Origin of the sequence: Bacteroides intestinalis (assembly GCF_003464595.1) — a bacterium.
Taxonomy (GTDB): domain Bacteria; phylum Bacteroidota; class Bacteroidia; order Bacteroidales; family Bacteroidaceae; genus Bacteroides; species Bacteroides intestinalis_A.
Genome location: NZ_QRZF01000013.1, coordinates 88,418 through 104,738, shown reverse-complemented (window position 1 = coordinate 104,738; position 16,321 = coordinate 88,418). Strand labels below are relative to the sequence as shown.

Annotated in this window: 15 protein-coding genes; 4 read left to right on the top strand and 11 right to left on the bottom strand. The window is 45.2% G+C overall.

Annotated elements, in window-relative coordinates; all coding sequences use genetic code 11:
* The first annotated feature begins 78 nt into the window (after positions 1-78).
* The gene (locus DWW10_RS17260; protein ID WP_061434525.1) at positions 79-1,272 is read left to right on the top strand and encodes a sugar MFS transporter; all 1,194 of its coding nucleotides are present in this window, start codon (positions 79-81) and stop codon (positions 1,270-1,272) included.
* On the opposite strand, the gene DWW10_RS17255 is transcribed toward DWW10_RS17260, so the two are convergent.
* The 10 genes from DWW10_RS17255 to DWW10_RS17210 all read right to left on the bottom strand — a co-directional run bounded on the left by DWW10_RS17255 (position 1,269) and on the right by DWW10_RS17210 (position 12,346).
* Positions 1,269-2,417, bottom strand: a complete 1,149-nt coding sequence (locus DWW10_RS17255) for an aldo/keto reductase (RefSeq protein WP_118421985.1) — start codon at positions 2,415-2,417, stop codon at positions 1,269-1,271. The genes DWW10_RS17260 and DWW10_RS17255 overlap by 4 nt on opposite strands.
* A 237-nt stretch (positions 2,418-2,654) precedes the next feature.
* Entirely contained in the window at positions 2,655-3,812 is a 1,158-nt protein-coding gene (locus DWW10_RS17250; RefSeq protein ID WP_118421984.1) for a MalY/PatB family protein, read from the bottom strand.
* A 6-nt stretch (positions 3,813-3,818) separates the two neighbouring features.
* Positions 3,819-4,682 (bottom strand): DUF3737 family protein, encoded by an 864-nt coding sequence (locus tag DWW10_RS17245; protein WP_022392370.1) that lies wholly within the window; start codon positions 4,680-4,682, stop codon positions 3,819-3,821.
* 239 nt (positions 4,683-4,921) lie between these two features.
* The gene (locus DWW10_RS17240) at positions 4,922-6,097 is read right to left on the bottom strand and encodes an iron-containing alcohol dehydrogenase (protein ID WP_022392369.1); all 1,176 of its coding nucleotides are present in this window, start codon (positions 6,095-6,097) and stop codon (positions 4,922-4,924) included.
* Between the two features lie 27 nt (positions 6,098-6,124).
* A complete protein-coding gene (locus DWW10_RS17235) occupies positions 6,125-6,667 on the bottom strand; it encodes a flavodoxin family protein (RefSeq protein WP_007216278.1) in 543 nt (180 codons plus the stop codon).
* 40 nt (positions 6,668-6,707) lie between these two features.
* A complete protein-coding gene (locus DWW10_RS17230; protein WP_118421983.1) occupies positions 6,708-7,904 on the bottom strand; it encodes an MFS transporter in 1,197 nt (398 codons plus the stop codon).
* 175 nt (positions 7,905-8,079) lie between these two features.
* Entirely contained in the window at positions 8,080-9,855 is a 1,776-nt protein-coding gene (locus DWW10_RS17225; protein ID WP_118421982.1) for an ATP-binding protein, read from the bottom strand.
* A gap of 194 nt (positions 9,856-10,049) precedes the next feature.
* The gene (locus tag DWW10_RS17220; RefSeq protein WP_022210952.1) at positions 10,050-10,520 is read right to left on the bottom strand and encodes an HU family DNA-binding protein; all 471 of its coding nucleotides are present in this window, start codon (positions 10,518-10,520) and stop codon (positions 10,050-10,052) included.
* Between the two features lie 225 nt (positions 10,521-10,745).
* Positions 10,746-10,973 carry a hypothetical protein gene (locus tag DWW10_RS17215; protein WP_118421981.1) on the bottom strand — a complete coding sequence of 76 codons (228 nt, stop codon included), beginning with the start codon at positions 10,971-10,973 and terminating at the stop codon, positions 10,746-10,748.
* A 332-nt stretch (positions 10,974-11,305) separates the two neighbouring features.
* Complete coding sequence (locus DWW10_RS17210; RefSeq protein WP_118421980.1) at positions 11,306-12,346, bottom strand: tyrosine-type recombinase/integrase; 1,041 nt, start codon at positions 12,344-12,346, stop codon at positions 11,306-11,308.
* Positions 12,347-12,543: 197 nt separating this feature from the next.
* Here DWW10_RS17210 and DWW10_RS17205 point away from each other — a divergent pair, with 197 nt between their 5' ends.
* The 3 genes from DWW10_RS17205 (at position 12,544) to DWW10_RS17195 (ending at position 15,194) form a co-directional block, all read left to right on the top strand.
* Positions 12,544-13,278, top strand: a complete 735-nt coding sequence (locus tag DWW10_RS17205) for a DUF1349 domain-containing protein (RefSeq protein ID WP_118421979.1) — start codon at positions 12,544-12,546, stop codon at positions 13,276-13,278.
* 114 nt (positions 13,279-13,392) lie between these two features.
* A complete protein-coding gene (locus DWW10_RS17200) occupies positions 13,393-14,301 on the top strand; it encodes a helix-turn-helix domain-containing protein (protein WP_007216284.1) in 909 nt (302 codons plus the stop codon).
* Positions 14,298-15,194 carry a helix-turn-helix domain-containing protein gene (locus DWW10_RS17195; protein WP_118421978.1) on the top strand — a complete coding sequence of 299 codons (897 nt, stop codon included), beginning with the start codon at positions 14,298-14,300 and terminating at the stop codon, positions 15,192-15,194. Before DWW10_RS17200 ends, DWW10_RS17195 begins: the two co-directional genes overlap by 4 nt.
* Here DWW10_RS17195 and DWW10_RS17190 read toward each other — a convergent pair.
* Positions 15,191-16,321 (bottom strand): vWA domain-containing protein, encoded by a 1,131-nt coding sequence (locus DWW10_RS17190; protein ID WP_029426735.1) that lies wholly within the window; start codon positions 16,319-16,321, stop codon positions 15,191-15,193. The genes DWW10_RS17195 and DWW10_RS17190 overlap by 4 nt on opposite strands.

Genomic DNA, 16,321 nt, shown 5'->3' with positions numbered 1-16,321 from the left:
ACTGCCGTATTATGAAACTTCTTGGCTATCTTTGCGCGCTGAAAACCTTGAGTGGCTTTCTTTATAAAAGAGTTCTGTATGCAAAATTTGGTAAAGAAGGAGTATAAGATTCCTTTTATTCTGGTAACTTCCCTATTCTTCTTATGGGGATTTGCACATGCGATATTAGATGTGCTAAACAAACACTTTCAAGATGTGCTGGTTATTACACGTGCCCATTCGGCATGGGTACAGGTCATGTTTTACCTGGGTTATTTCGTGATGGCTATTCCTGCCGGACTGTTTATCAATAAGTACGGTTACCGGAAAGGAGTGGTTTTCGGCCTATTGCTTTATGGCATAGGTTCCCTGCTTTTCATTCCCGGGGAATATTGGATGTCTTTCAACTTTTTTCTGTTTTCTCTGTTTGTCATAGCCTGTGGCTTGGTTTTTCTGGAAACAGCGGCTAATCCTTACATGACGGAATTAGGCGACCGGGAAACGGCTGCCAGTCGCCTGAATCTGGCGCAGTCGTTCAATGGATTGGGATGTATTTGCGGTCCGCTTATCGGGGGATTGTTATTATTCTCGGAAGGGGGCGAAAGCAATATATCATTGCCTTACACACTGATGGGGATCATTGTATTGGGAGTTGCTCTGGTATTCTATAAGATACGCCTGCCGGAGATTGTTCATGAAGCTGATGAAGAAGAAGTCGGAGAAAACGGTGCACGTGGGCTTTGGTCGCACAAGCTGTTTATCTTCGGTATTATCAGCCTGTTTTGCTACGAGATTGCAGAAATATCAATCAACAGCTTCTTTATTAATTATGTGGTGGATGATGGCTGGATGAATGCCCGCGATGCATCTGTAGTACTTTCGTTCGGTGGTCTGGGACTGTTTATGTGCGGACGTTTTGCCGGTAGCTGGATTATGCGGTATATCCGGGCAGAAAAAGTGCTGTTCGTTTGTGCAATGGGAACGGTGGTCAGCACGTCTTTGGTAGTTCTTAATCTGGGCATTTTGTCATTAATAGCTCTGTTTCTGGGATATGCGTTCGAAGCTATTATGTTCCCCACGATTTTCGCTCTTTCATTGAGGGGATTGGGTAACTATACGAAGCGTGCGTCTTCTTATCTGATGATGTCCCCCATCGGGGGAGCGGTAGGACCGCTCATGATGGGGTATGTGGCTGATCAGACCAATATGTCTTTCTCGTTCATCGTTCCGTTGCTTTCGTTTATCGTGGTGTTGCTTTATGCCTGGAAAGTAAAGCAACGTTCGTTTTGCTAATATCCGAACTTTTCCGCAGCCTTTTCCATCTGTTCGATGATGGCTACTCCAAAGGGACAGTTCGTTTCACATTGTCCGCACTGAATGCATTCCGAGGCATGATGCGAGAGCGTCTTGTAGTGTTCGCGTACTGTCTCGGGTATTTCATTCTGGGCAATGGTTAGGTTATAGTATTTGTTTACACTCGCTATATCAATTCCTACTGAGCAAGGGGCGCAATGTCCGCAATACATACAATGTCCCTGCCAGCTAAACTTTTCCATACCTGCCATAATTGGGGTGTAATCTTTTTCTTCTTTAGTAGCATTGCACCAGTTGATGGCAGCTTGCATTTCATCGCAACTTTTGCAACCGACCATTACGGAAGCAACAGCCGGACGGGTTAGCGCATACTCAATACACTGCACCGGTGTCATCGCTTTGCCAAAGGGAGAGTTCGTTTCACTCAGTAAGTCTCCGCCGCCATAGGCTTTCATTACATCCAGACCTATACCTTTCTGCTCACAGAGTTCATAAAGCTTTTCACGTTCCGGATCTATATTTTCAAGGGAATGGGCATAACTTTCGTCAGCCCATAAATCATCTACATTTTCGCTGGGTGGTTGCAAATCGTAACAGGGATTGATGGAGAACATCAGTACTTCAATCAATCCACTTTCTACAGCCAACCTTGCCACAGTAGGGTTGTGGCTGCTTAGTCCGATATGGCGAATTTTACCTTCTTCTTTCAGACGCAGGGCCAACCGAATGATAGGACCATTGAATACTTCATGGAAATCTTCTTCGCTATCTACATAGTGAATCATACCAATATCAAGGTAATCCGTATGAAGACGTGTCAACTGGTCTTCAAAAGAAGCGATTGTTTTTTCTACATCACGGGTACGCAGGTACTGATTGTTTTCCCAGGTAGTACATAGATGTCCCTGAATGATAAACTGTTGCCGACGTCCGGTCAATGCCTTGCCGATATTACTGCGCAGATCGGGGTTTGAGGCATACATATCGATAAAGTTGATTCCTTTACTGATGGCGAAATCCATTTCCGAATGTACCTGTTCTTCCGTTTTTCCCACGAAACCTTCACAGCCCAGTGCGATGACACTAACTGATAGGCCTGTATTTCCTAATATTCTGTATTCCATGATATTTCAAATTCTTAGTATGTTTTTGCGAAGTTACTAATATAAAAGAAAACGTTCCCGTTTTAATCCGAATAAATTTGCACTGAATAAATAGTTGGGATGATGGATATATGAAAGCTTGGGACGATTGAGATGAAGACTATTTATTTTATAATTATCCGGAAAAACGGAAACGCTTATGATGATATGGTTTTATGAAGGTCCATTTTTATATAGTTATAGGAGATGTTAAGAAAGTTATCCGAAGGCATGTTTCAGCCTCTCCAAACCTTTAGCCAACTGTTGCCGTGGACAGGCAATATTGATACGGATAAAATTGTCTCCGTCTTCCCCGTACATACTGCCTTCATTGACCCAGACCTTTTCTTTTTCCAGTAGAGCCGTCACGATTTCTTCTGATGACTTCTTCAACACCGAACAGTCTACCCATACCAGATAAGTACCTTCTAATTTAAGTACGGGGAAATCCGGTAGATGTTCATTGAAATAGTTTCTCAGATACTGATAATTGGCAAACAGATAACTTTTTAGTTCTTCCAGCCATTCTTCCCCTTCATTATAGGCGGCTATCAATGCCTCCACACCGAATGGGTTCACATCACAAACCTCATTGATATTAATGGCTTTATCTATTTTTCTGCGTATATCTGCATCAGCGGAAATGATGTTTGCAATCTGAAGTCCGGCCAGGTTAAAAGCTTTGCTGGGTGATGTGCAAGTGACGGAGTGCATCCGGAACTCTTCTGAAAGAGATGCAAAAGGTGTATAAGTATGTCCCGGAAAGACCAGTTCACAATGTATTTCATCTGATACCACCCATACATTATTTCGAAGGCAAATCTCACCAATACGTATTAATTCCTGTTTGCTCCAGACTCTTCCGGCCGGATTATGCGGATTACACAATAACAGTAATTTTATTTTCGGGTCTGCCGCTTTCTTCTCCAGATCGTCAAAATCAATCCGATAGGTGTTATCATCATAGATCAATGGATTGGAAATCATCTCGCAATCATTATTACGGATGGAAGAAAAGAAGCAATTATACACCGGAGTCTGCACCAGAACTCTATCACCAGGATTCGTCAGGGCTTTTATGATTGCTGATAAAGCCGGTACTACTCCGGTTGTATAGATTATCCATTCTCTCTCTATTTTCCAATTATGACGTCTGCCGAACCAGTGGATTACCGCATGATAATAGCTGTCAGGCACGCGGACATAACCGAAGATACCATGTTCTACCCGCTTTTTCAGCGCTTCTGTCACGGCTGGGGCTGTACGGAAATCCATATCGGCTACCCACATTGGCAATATGTCGGCATCATTGGCAGAATCCCATTTATAAGAGTTCGTACCCCGGCGTGGAATGATTTCATCAAAATTGTATTTCATACCTAATCAGTCAAAACAGGTTTGGTCGTCCCATAATTTCAATTCACAGTTGCCCGGTGCTTTTATATTCTCATCCAGGATTATAGCTCCGAAACTTTCGGCAGTGATACTTCCTGTACGTGGATTTTTTACACTGTGAACCGGACTATGGATAGTGGCCTGTACACTGCTATATTCAAAAGCGAGGTCTGCATCTTCTGTCATCGTGCAGTTCTCCATAATCAGATCGTGGGCATAGCAAAGCGGCTGTGTACCTGAAATCTTGCAGTTCACCAAACGCAGATTTCTGGAATGCCAGCCTAAATATTCCCCATTCAATACAGAGTCATAAACCGTCACGTTTTCCGTATTCCAGAAAGCATCCTTTGAATTGATTACCGCATTACGGATTTCTACGTTTTTGCAGTATTGGAAAGAGTAGTTACCATTCATCTCAAAGTCATCAATCCTGATATTTTCACCGTGTACAAACAGGTAATCACCTTTGTCTACTTTTACATTCTTCAACTCTACATTCCGGCAAAACCAGAGGGTTTCCAGTGCATAGGGCAGTTGTACGTTTTCCAGCCGGATACCATCCATTTCACGGAACATCTTCGGTGCTTCTACCAAAGTGTCTGTCATTTGCAGATTATTGGAATACCAGAGGGCGGCACGTGCTCCTTCCGTAAACAGGCAGTTTTTCACAACGAAGCCATCGTTATGCCAGAAAGGATATTTTCCTTCGAAACGGCAATTTATAGCTTCGATATTACTACATTCTTTCAGGGCAGATTCGCCGGTATGGATCGTTACGTTTTCCAAATGAAGATTGTGAGTGGCGAACAAAGGGCGTTCACCTTCGTAATGAGTGTCTTTAATTAGTTCCATTATTCAAGTTTTTTGCTTGTTGTTTATTAAATGATTGATTATCTTTTTTCTATATTGCAAAAATACGGCGTAAATGGGATACTCTTTGTAGACGGATTACGGACATAATAACCCGGATTACAGATTCTGTTTATCGGGTACAAAAGAGGCTGCATCGGAAGATAAATTCATGTTTCTCATTATCGTTCAGAACATGAAATTAACCCGGATGCAGCCTCGTACAATACTGGTTTTATGAATTAACGAAACGATTTGCGGTAAATCTCCACGCAATCCTCATGCTTCAATTCGTAAGGGTTGGCAAGGAATAATTTGCCCATTGTTTCCTTGGCATTGGTGGCAAGGGTATCAAATTCATCGGGCGTAAATCCATAATCACTCATCTTCAGGTTTGCCACTCCACAAGCTTCCTGTAGTTTTACCAGCATGGTGATAAAGTCTTCCGGTTTGTCAGCTTCCGGCATACCCATCGCTTGTGCCATTTTGATGAATCGTTCATCACAGGCATGCTTCTCTATAAAGAATTCATAGAATGCTTTGGAGATCATAATCAATCCGGCACCATGTGGCAGCTCCTGATGATAAGCGCTCATAGCGTGCTCTAAAGAGTGTTCGGCAGTAGTGCTACAAAAGGTCATTACCGCACCGGACAGATTATTGGCGAATGCGACTCTCTCACGAGCCTCCATATCAGCTCCGTTGGCAACTGCACGCGGTAGATATTTAGCTACATTTTCAATAGCGGTCAATGCGTACATATCGCTCATCAGACTGGCAGTTTTAGAGATATAACATTCTGTAGAGTGGAACAACGCATCAAATCCCTGATAGGCCGTGAACTTAGGCGGAACAGATTTCATCAACTCCGGATCGACAATAGACAGTATCGGGAAGAGTTCATCATAACCGCCAAAGCCTATTTTCTCATTGGTTTCATCATTGGTGATAACGCCCCATTGATCTGCTTCGGAACCTGTTCCGGCAGTGGTGGTAATGCAAACCAGGGGTAGGGGCTTGTTTACCATCGTTTGTCCTTTTCCGGTTCCACCACTGATGTAATCCCATACATCGCCGGGATTCGTGGCCATGAATGCCATCGCTTTGGAGGCGTCCATTACGCTTCCACCACCCAGGGCAACTAAAAAGTCGCAATTGTTTTCCTTGGCAAAAGCGGCTCCCGCCATTACGGTCGATTTTAACGGATTGGCTTCTACCTGGTCAAATACGGCAGTTTCAACACCTGCTTGCTGGAGTTCGCTTTCTACTGTATTCAGATATCCGTTATCCTTGGTAGAGCGACCGTTTGAAATAACAATCATTGCTTTCTTTCCGGGCAATTGCTGATTGTGAAGTTCCTTCACCATACCGGCACCAAACAAGGTGCGGGTAGGAATGTAAATTCTAAAATGACTCATTATTCTTCTTTTTTTAAATCCTATAAATTATTCTATTTCTTTTCCCATTTCATAAGCTTCCCGTAGGGCTGGTTTATCTTTTATTTCGCCCACATGCCAAACTCCGGTTCCATACACAACTCCTTTGATGGTTGGACTTTCCAGGCAATCCAGAAATCCCTGGAAAGTGTCCACGGTACGTTCCATCAGTTTCCGATCATCTTCGGCAGCGGTGACAATGAAATAAAATTCCTTATTCTTCATCTCCGTATAGAGCCCACAGCAACGGTCTATCAACGTTTTCATCTGTGCACTCATCGTGTAGAAATAAACGGGTGTAGCCATAACTATTACATCGGCTGCCACCATCTTCTCTATAATTTCTGCCGCATCGTCTTTCTGCGGGCAAGGTTTTCCGTGCAGGCTACATGTGCTGCATCCTGTGCAATAATGGATTGTCTTGTCACGCAGGAAAACCTTTTCTGCTTCGTTACCACTTTCAATTGCTCCTCGCATAAATTCGTTGCAAAGGGTGTCGGAGTTTCCGCCACGACGAGGGCTGGATGATAAAATCAATACTTTCTTAGTCATAATCATTTTATATTATAAAGTTAAAACCACTTCTTATTTCTTATGCAGCCATTTCCATTCTGATTTGTCTTTCGGATTGTGTGGCACGTATTCTTAATACGACGAATACAATGCTTAAAACAAGGAATATCAAAGAGCCGATGACGGAATAACGCGTATTGAAGAAGGTGATAAACAATCCGCAGACGGCTGCACCTACTGTAGTACCGAGATTGGCAGACAACAAATACAGTCCGTTGGCAAAATCCGGTGCTTCGGGAGCGGCATGCGTTATCATATATTGCATGGTGTTCTGTCCATATCCCGCCAGAATTCCCAGGATCAGAATGATAACTGCCATTGCCATCAGCCATTCCCCAAAAGCGAATACTCCTATATAAAAGGCCAGTAATGTCAAAGGAATCATTATCATGCTACGTACCGGATTGACCGCCAGTTGCTTTCCGGCTATTACATTTCCTATAATATTGGCCAGTCCATAAATCAGTAGCATTGTACTGATTACGGTGTATGAAACCCCGGTGATTGTCTTCAAGTAATCAGACATATAGCTGAAGAACCCGAATAAGGCTCCGTTAATCAGCGTGATAGCGAGAATGGAGTACCAGACTACTTTCTTTTTTAATACACCGAGTTGTGTACCATAGGACAGTTTCTCTTTGACCGGCATGGAAGGTACAAACAGGATGGTTGCAACCAGTACCAATGCATTTACAACGGTGAAGAATAACATGCCCATTGAATATGAAACTTCGCTTGCAATGTAGCTTGTCACCGGTACTCCCAGCACCATACCTGCTGATACGCCGATGAATACTTTTGCTACCGCCTTTGGTGCCTTCTCTTTACTGACAGATGCTGCCGCTACCGTGAAAGCCATAGATACATATACCGGATGAAGGAATGCCGGAAGTGCACGGGATATCAGCAATGCCGTAAAATTAGTGGTCATCATGGAGATGATATTACTTAATGTAAATAATCCCAGTGCCAGTATCATCACCTTTTTCCGGTTGATACCCGAAAACAGTAAAGGGGTGATGGGAGCGGATATTGCTACTACCAGTGCAAATATACTAACCGTCCAACCCGCTTCCGGAACAGTTACTTGAAAGTTCTCGGCTATCAGGGGCAAAATTCCAATCACACCCATTTCGGTATTGATTATTCCGAATACACCGGTTGTGAGGATGAATACAAGTAGGGTACTTGAATTGAGTTTGAATTTATTCTTCATATATTTCTTTTTTGTACTGCAAAGGTCGGGGAAACGTAGCATTTCCTTTGTAGATAAATTACGGATATGATAACCCCAAATACAGTTTCTCGTAAATGCAAAGCGCCCCGCTGCACGATGATGATGCAGCGGGGCGCTTTTTAAAGTTGAAATATGGCGCAACAGAATAGTATCGTCAAGAGTCGCGTTTCTCGTTGAATAATTTATCCGTCTCCTCCATGCCTACAATCTCCCAACCACGGAAAACGATGGTAATCAGTTTAAGTTGCGCTCCGCCGATAGTCTGTGCGACAATCTCGTCCGAAGCGTACTTCAGCAATTGCGTCCGGGCTTCTTCCTTCAGCGTGGCGATGCGGCTTTCGGGCTCGTCGCGCTTCAGGTACTTCACCTCCATCAGATAGGCGTAGCGGATATCCGATATCTGCGGATTGGGGCGGAAGTAGAAGTCGGCGTAGCCCTTTCCCAGTTCATATTCGGGCATCAGCTGGTAGAAGTTCGTCATATTGAGATAGGCAAGAAGAAACCCCTTCACGTGCGCTTCACCGTCGATGAATTCGCGGATGCGGCTCTGCTTCTCCAGTTCGGTGGCGATGTAGGTGAAGAGGGGTTGCCAGTCGGCACGGTATGCCATTTCTTTTGCCAGCTTACCCAGGGTGGAGATGTTCAGGCTGAAGATGTCTTCATCTGCGTAAGCCTCCGTCAGGTAGTTGTAGAACTGCTCGCGCACGGTGTTGTTAGGGATGGCAAGCACAGTTTCTCCTTCCTCCACGCCCCGGATACTGAGTAGGCCGAAGTAGTAGAGCAATGACTTGAAGTTATTCTCGTCCACCATCTTCTCCACGGAGAAGGCGCTGCTGATGGTGCCTGATGTCCGTCCGTTTTCCACAATTTCGCGGATGACGGAGAAGTTGGCGTCCAGTTCGTGGTCTATCCGGATGAGGTGGCGCAACTTGTTGTAGTCTGTGCGGATGTTGGTGTCCACCATTTCTCTGGGCTTTTTGCCAAGTTTCAGACAACTGTTCATGTAGTAGAGCGTCATATCGGAGTTGTACATGCTTTCGTTCAGGCATTCCTCGGAGAAGTGGTAGTTGTCGTACCAGGGCTTCATGTCGGCGATCATTTCTTCCACGCCCATCGTCAGTGCGCCCCGGTCGCGGTAATACTCCAACATGGTGCGCAGTTCCGTTTCGGTGAAGCCCACAAGGGCGTTGAACAACGGTGAGGTAGTGATGTTGGTTCCGATATTGAAACCGCTCGTCACGTCGTCCAGTGTGATGGGGCTTACACCGGTGATAAACATACGTTCCAGTGCCATGCCGTTGCCGGAGGTGAGGAACTTGAGCACGTTGAAGAAGTATCGGAAGAAGCCTTCGCCGTGGGTGGCCTTGCGATACTCGTCTTTGCCGAAGGTGGAAAGGATGGTATTGGTGAAGTTGTCGTACTCGTCGATGATGAGGTAGATGCGCAGGCGGAGGCGGCTGGCGGTACTATTGATGTAATCCAGCCGTGTTGAAGCGGTGGTTCGGCTCATCAATTCTTGGCGGAAGCCGGGCTGGAACAGGTGTTCGTACTTGTCGGCAAACTCTACGAGACGCCCTGTGCAATGCTCCTCGAACGATTCCTCCAGCCTTCCGGGTGTGGAGTTGACGGCGGAGAAGTTGAACCGGAGTATCATGAACTTCGCCCTCAGCGCCGTTGGGTGCTCGTATATCCACCGCTCTCCGAAGAGCTCCTTGAAGTGGTCGGCGTTGTTGATGTCATAATAGGCGGCCAGCATGTTGATGAGCAACGTCTTGCCGAAGCGGCGGGGGCGGATGAGGAAGAGGTAGCGAGCTTCTTGCTCTATCAGGGGGATGAAGTGGGTCTTGTCCACGTAGTAACAATTGTCACGGGTGAGGCTCTCGTAGTCGCTCAGTCCGTAGGGGATGCCTTTGATGCTATTCTGTTCCATAATTCAACGGTGTTACTTAATGCTTAATACTTAAAACCTAATACTTATCATAGGGCAACAAAGATAACATTTATTTCGCTATCTTCCTGTCACGGCTGATACTTATTATTCTCTATTCAAGCAAAGCGCCCCGCTGCATCATCATTGTGCAGCGGGGCGTTTTTGCTTGAATAGAGGTGCGGTGCGTTGTCTTCTTATCCCAACGGGTCTTCTTCTAAGCCACCGTCTCCACCGCTCGGTTTACCGGAACCGGTGCCGTCAAGACCACTGATGGAGCTGACGTTGGTCCACGTCACATTCTCGCCGATGAGGGCGCGGGTGACGGCGCTACCTTGGCGGCGCGACTCGGGGATGAAGCGGACGCGGGTACCGGAGATTTGGTTGGCGTTCACCTTCTCGGCGCTGTCCACGCCCTTGCCGTTGGAGACGCAGGTGTAGTAGAAGGTGCCCAGACCTTCTACATGGACGGTGCGACCGGTGTTCATACTGCTTCCCAGCACCAGGCCGAGGGCTTCGAGCGTGGCCTTGCTGTCGGCGCTGCTCACGGTGGAGATGAGGGCGATTTGCTTGCAAAGCTCGTCCATTTCGATAGGTTTACCCACGCTCACGGCTTGGGGATGCCACTTCTTGGACATCTTTTTGTAAATAGGTTTGAAAAATGCCATACGTTATGGTTTTTAAGTAAAACATGCCCTGTAGACCATTCTGAAGGAGGTGGGAGACTTATAAGAAGTGTCATCGATACTTGTGCTAAGTATACCTGATACTTGTGCTAAGTGTCGAGCATACTTGTACTAAGTATCAACAACGGTCTTTAGGCTCTTCTACGGTTCATCTTGACTGTCAGGATTTATTTAATTATTGCTTGTTGAAAGTATTTCAGTTGATGATTAGGGGGATTTTTCGCATATTCCACTGATTTGTTCATAAAGGACGCATGCACAGCTACGGTTGTCCAGATAACGCAGTGCCACATAAGGAACTACTTCACAGGAGATGCGCAGATGCAAGGTAGCAATCACTTCCGCAAGGCGCGGATGAAAGGAATAATCCCGTCCATTGTATATCTGTACCCATACATGGTCTCCTTTCTTGATGTGTAGTTCTGGATTCTTCATAAGCTGTATAATTAATGTGATTGTGTGGGGTTACTTGCATAGTAACGGCAGACAACTATAGCGGTGCAGGTTGAAAAAGCGTTTTTGGACGGCACCCAACCCAGGAATGAGCATATAAACAGAAGTTGTCTTGGTAATAAGGCGCACAAATAGTGCATCCGTTTTCAGGGATTGAAGGCGGAATTATATTTCGTATATCTATTAGGATAGTAAAGAGGAGTCCAGATAGTAAAATATAAGATTAAATAGCTTTTTTATTAGCATTTGTTTGCTTTTTTGTCAAAAAGTATGCATCTTTGTATGTGACTTTTGCCGTTACTATGCAAGTAATATCACCTTAATAAAGTGCCGTACAGCATATTGATGCTATCTACTTTCTTCTTTTTACTTCCTTTCACTAAGGCAATCACTTGTCTGTTTACTTTGTCTATCACCTCCGCATCAAAGGGCTTCAGATAACTCATCGTCACCCGTATGGACGAATGTCCCAACGACTGGCTGATAAGTCCAAGAGGTGTTCCGCTATGATAAGCCAGTGTCGCCCACGTATGGCGGGCGGTATACGAACTCACGGAAACGCCGGGCAGGAGTTTCTTCATCAACCGTGCCAGTTCCCGGTTGAAGCGGCGCAGTGTATCCTGATAAAGATGATACCGTTCTTTACCCGGAGATGTCTCATTCAGTATCGGGAACAAATACTCCGATTCAGCCCTGTTTCTGTACTTCTGTAGCAACCGGAATGCGTCCGGCGGCACGTCCACCATCATCAATTTACCTGTCTTGTGACGCCGGTAGACGATACGCCTGCCTTGCAAGTCCTGTTTCCGCAAATGTGCCAGGTCGATGAAAGGCATACCGCGAAGCATGAACATCAGTAGGAAGTAGGCCAGCACACGCTGTTGGGGCAACGACAATGCGCTGAAATCCGTAGTCTCCAACTGCCGCATCTGTTCCGCCGTCAGTGCCCGCTTGGTGCGCGACTCTACTTTGGTATACAATTCCTTGAACAATATCGGATTGTAGTCTACCATGCCGGGTGGCATCCAGCGGTTATAAACTGCCTGAAGCGTGCGCATGTAAGTGGAAATAGTGTTCGGACTGCATTCACATTCCGTTAGCCATGTCTCATACTCCTTTAGTCGCTCCGGCGTAAAGACATCCCGTATTGGTGCAAGGGCGTTCGACATTGATGTCGGATCATCTCGCATCGGTGCAGAGGCATTCCAAAAACGGGTAAAAGAGCGCAGTACACTCCGGTAAACATGTGCTGCCGGAAATTTCCCTTCTTTTTCCAAGTCGGCAATTACCGTCTCCATGTAGCCGGTCAGGTTATCGCCTGCCGACACAACATCTTTCTTTTCTTTATCTTCCATACAGTACTAAAATAAATCTTCATCCAAACAGGCACAAGTTCAGCAATGTTTATGAGAATAAAGAATAACCTGTTCCTGCTGTTCGCCAATAGGCATCGTAAATGATGTTTTAGTTTCTTTTCCGTTTAATTAGTATACTCTTACGAAGAAAGCCGATGGATGTGTCTATTTTTGTCCGAAACTAATACAATACATTTATGAAAAAACTTAGCTATCTTGTTTTATTTTTCCTGTTAGCTATCCCTGCATCGGCGCAGAATCAGTTCAAGTTGAGTTCTATTCCTTTTCTTCTTTTCTGGCATAACACGCCTAAATCCTTTCAGGTGACAGATATTAATAAGCGTATTTCCACTATTCCGCACAATCTGATTATCTACAACCGCCCTGTTGATTATGAAATAGAAAAAGACCGGATCAGCATAACTGCGGCAGGAAAGACGAATCTTTTCAACAGCCCTTCCGGGAAGTCGAAGGTTGCGAACGCTCCACTTATCCTGTTTGAGCCGGAAGCCGATTTTACAATGAGTGCACGGGTTACAGGCAAATTGAAGTCGGTTTATGATGTAGCTGCCCTTGTTATTTATCAGGATGATGATGTCTGGGCGAAGTTCTGTTATGAGAACTCGGTTCATCTTCAGCCGACAATTGTTTCCGTTGTCACCCGTACTTTCTCTGATGACTGCAACTCCATGCCGGCAGGCGATTACGCATATATGGCAGTAGTGAAGAGGGGATCGGAATATTCATTCTTCTACTCCTCTGACAATAAAAACTGGTTGATGGTCAGGAATTTCAATCTTGAGACGAAGGGGAAGATTAAAGTAGGTTTCGCGGCACACGGTTCTCGTGGTGACGGCTTTACGGGAGTATTTAGTGAGATAAAATATCAGCCGAAAGCTTTGGATGATATGCGAATGTTGTCTTTGTTTTGAAGCTGTATCCTGAAATTTGTACCCTTATTACGGATATGATAACCCCAATTACAGATACCTGATTTCTCAATTGAAATAATTTCTATCTTTGTTGCAGTTCAAATACTTATGAATATGGATAGAGTTATAAAATTAGATAATGTAGATCACTATAACAGTCTCTACGGATTGGAAACCCTGCATCCTCTGGTGAGTGTGGTGGATCTTACCAAAGCAACCAAATCGGTCAATCATATCCAAATGACTTATGGCCTTTATGCACTCTTTCTGAAAGGAGCTAAGAACTGTGATATCAAGTATGGTCGTCAGCATTATGACTATCAGGAAGGAACCATCGTTTGCTTTGCTCCCGGCCAGACTGCCGGAGTAGAGATGCTGAATGATGTAGTGCAGCAAGAAGTGTACGGCATCCTCTTTCATCCCGACCTGATTCGCGGAACCTCCCTCGGAAAGACAATAAAGGATTATACTTTCTTCTCTTATTCAGTAAGCGAGGCTTTGCACCTGTCCGATCAGGAAAAAGAGACCGTGATGGATTGCCTGAAAAAGATCAGTATCGAGCTGGAGCATCCTATTGATAAACATAGTAAAGCATTGATTGCCATGAATATCGAGCTTCTGCTCAATTACTGTATGCGGTTCTATGAACGCCAGTTCATCACCCGGAGCGGCGCCAATAAAGACTCTCTTACCAAGTTTGAGCAACTTCTGGATGAATATTTCAGAAGCAATCTTCCTGTGCAGGATGGCTTGCCATCCGTGAAATACTTTGCGGATAAAATCTATCTCTCACCCAATTATTTCGGTGACATGATTAAGAAAGAAACTGGTATGACACCTCAGGAACATATTCAGATGAAAGTGATCGAACTGGCTAAAGAACATATCGTTGAAACGGACGAGACAATCAGCGAGATTGCTTACACCTTGGGATTTCAATATCCGCAACACCTCAGCCGCCTGTTCAAAAAACGTGTCGGCTGTACGCCCAATGAATATAGACTGCAAAATGTACAGTTTTGAAAAAGGATATATTGAACATAGAGACCGTACACCAGTGCAATTGCTGTTTGGGAAATAAGACCTTACATCCGTTGGTGAGCGCCATTGACTTATCTAAAGCCAATGTGATGCAGCGTACTATCAAGTTCGATTTCTACACCATTTTACTGTTGGAATGCGAATGTGAAGATTTCATCTACGGGCGTAAGTATTATGACTATTCCAACGCAACAATGATTTTCCTGACTCCGGGACAGTCCATCAATATCAACGAAGGAAAGGCATTTCCCCGAAAGGGCTGGTTATTGGCTTTTCATCCCGACTTGCTTTGCAGCACTTCATTGGGGCGGAACATTAAGAATTACTCTTTCTTTTCTTATCATCTGAATGAAGCGTTACACCTTTCCTTGCGCGAAAAGGATAAAGCAATTGAATGTATGTACAATATTGAGAAGGAACTGCAACATGCAATAGACTGTCATAGCAAGACCTTGATTTCAAGATATATAGAACTCCTGTTGGATTATTGTTCCCGTTTCTATGACCGTCAGTTTATCACTCGGAATGAAGTCAATAAGGCGATATTGAACAAGATGGATATTGCGTTGGATGACTATATCCAGTCCGGACAATTGAAAAACGGTGTATTACCCTCTACAAAATACTGCGCAGATATACTTCATTTATCTCCCCGTTATTTCAGTGATTTATTGAAGTTTGAAACGGGGAAGAATCTGGATGAATACTTCCAGTTGAAAAGGCTGGAAGTCGCTAAGGAGATGCTATTAGGCAAAGGTTATACAGTAAGCTCGGTTGCTGAAAAATTGGGCTATCCAAGCGTACAATATTTCAGCAACCTGTTTAGAAAACTGGTAGGGGTATCTCCCTGCGAATATAGATTGTCACAAAACTAAGTGCTCTTGACATTCTGCGATACCCACATTCCTATATCCTGCTTACTGAGTGCCGCCGCCATCAGGTCGGGGAACTTATCGGGCGTACAAGCAAAGGTCGGTACACCGATATTTGCCAGAAATTCTGCATGATTTTTGTCATAAGAAGGGGCACCGTCATCATTCAGGGCGGGCAGTACGATAAGTTGCACGCCACTATTCACCAGTGATACGAACTTCTTTCGCATTTCTCTCGGATCGCCCCCTTCATACAAGTCGGTCACCAGTACCAGTACCGTATCTTGCGGACGGGTGATTACTCCCTGGCAATAGGTCAGGGCGCGGGCGATATCCGTACCGCCACCCAACTGTACACCGAAGAGTAAGTCTACCGGATCTTGCAAGTCATCGGTAAGGTCTACCACAGCCGTATCAAATACCACCATCCGCGTGTTCACTGCCGGAATGGAAGCCAGTACAGACCCGAATATTCCGGAGTAAATGACGGATGTCCCCATTGAACCGCTCTGGTCCAGACAGAGGATGATGTCTTTCATCGCTTTCCGTTTTCTGCCGTAACCGATACGGACTTCCGGGATGATAGTCTTGTATTCCGGTTGGTAGTTTTTCAAATTCTTGGTGATGGTGGTCTTCCAGTCTATCTCGTTATAACGTGGATTTCTCCGCCGTGCAGAACGGTTGAGCGCTCCCGTCACAGCCTGTTGGGTAGGGGCGGAGAGCTTGCGTAGCAGTTCGTCCACCACTTTGCGGACTACCTGCCGTGCCATTTCCTTATTCTTTTCAGGAATAACCCGGCTGAGTGACATCAGTGTAGCTACAAGATGCACATCCGGCACTACCGTTTCAAGCATTTCCTTTTCCGTCAACAGTGAGGTGATATTCAGTCGTTTGATGGCATCGCGCTGAATGACCTGTACCACAGTCTGCGGAAAGAACTCACGGATATCTCCCAGCCAGCGGCTTACCTTTGGGGCGGATGATCCGAGTCCTCCGCGGCGGTCGCTGTCATATACGGCTTCCAATGACTGGTCGATGCGTTGCTCTTCCGGGGTCAGTGTGATACCCGTTCCGTCGGCTTCGTTTCCGCCCAGTATCAGGCGCCACCTTTTCAGATATTCTTCTTCCAT

Bases quoted from the DNA above. Each gene is read 5' to 3' on its own strand.
- DWW10_RS17255 (WP_118421985.1), bottom strand. From the start codon at position 2,417: ATGGAATACAGAATATTAGGAAATACAGGCCTATCAGTTAGTGTCATC.
- DWW10_RS17250 (WP_118421984.1), bottom strand. From the start codon at position 3,812: ATGAAATACAATTTTGATGAAATCATTCCACGCCGGGGTACGAACTCT.
- DWW10_RS17230 (WP_118421983.1), bottom strand. From the start codon at position 7,904: ATGAAGAATAAATTCAAACTCAATTCAAGTACCCTACTTGTATTCATC.
- DWW10_RS17240 (WP_022392369.1), bottom strand. From the start codon at position 6,097: ATGAGTCATTTTAGAATTTACATTCCTACCCGCACCTTGTTTGGTGCC.
- DWW10_RS17205 (WP_118421979.1), top strand. From the start codon at position 12,544: ATGAAAAAACTTAGCTATCTTGTTTTATTTTTCCTGTTAGCTATCCCT.
- DWW10_RS17210 (WP_118421980.1), bottom strand. From the start codon at position 12,346: ATGGAAGATAAAGAAAAGAAAGATGTTGTGTCGGCAGGCGATAACCTG.
- DWW10_RS17225 (WP_118421982.1), bottom strand. From the start codon at position 9,855: ATGGAACAGAATAGCATCAAAGGCATCCCCTACGGACTGAGCGACTAC.
- DWW10_RS17190 (WP_029426735.1), bottom strand. From the start codon at position 16,321: ATGGAAGAAGAATATCTGAAAAGGTGGCGCCTGATACTGGGCGGAAAC.
- DWW10_RS17220 (WP_022210952.1), bottom strand. From the start codon at position 10,520: ATGGCATTTTTCAAACCTATTTACAAAAAGATGTCCAAGAAGTGGCAT.
- DWW10_RS17235 (WP_007216278.1), bottom strand. From the start codon at position 6,667: ATGACTAAGAAAGTATTGATTTTATCATCCAGCCCTCGTCGTGGCGGA.
- DWW10_RS17215 (WP_118421981.1), bottom strand. From the start codon at position 10,973: ATGAAGAATCCAGAACTACACATCAAGAAAGGAGACCATGTATGGGTA.
- DWW10_RS17245 (WP_022392370.1), bottom strand. From the start codon at position 4,682: ATGGAACTAATTAAAGACACTCATTACGAAGGTGAACGCCCTTTGTTC.
- DWW10_RS17200 (WP_007216284.1), top strand. From the start codon at position 13,393: ATGGATAGAGTTATAAAATTAGATAATGTAGATCACTATAACAGTCTC.
- DWW10_RS17260 (WP_061434525.1), top strand. From the start codon at position 79: ATGCAAAATTTGGTAAAGAAGGAGTATAAGATTCCTTTTATTCTGGTA.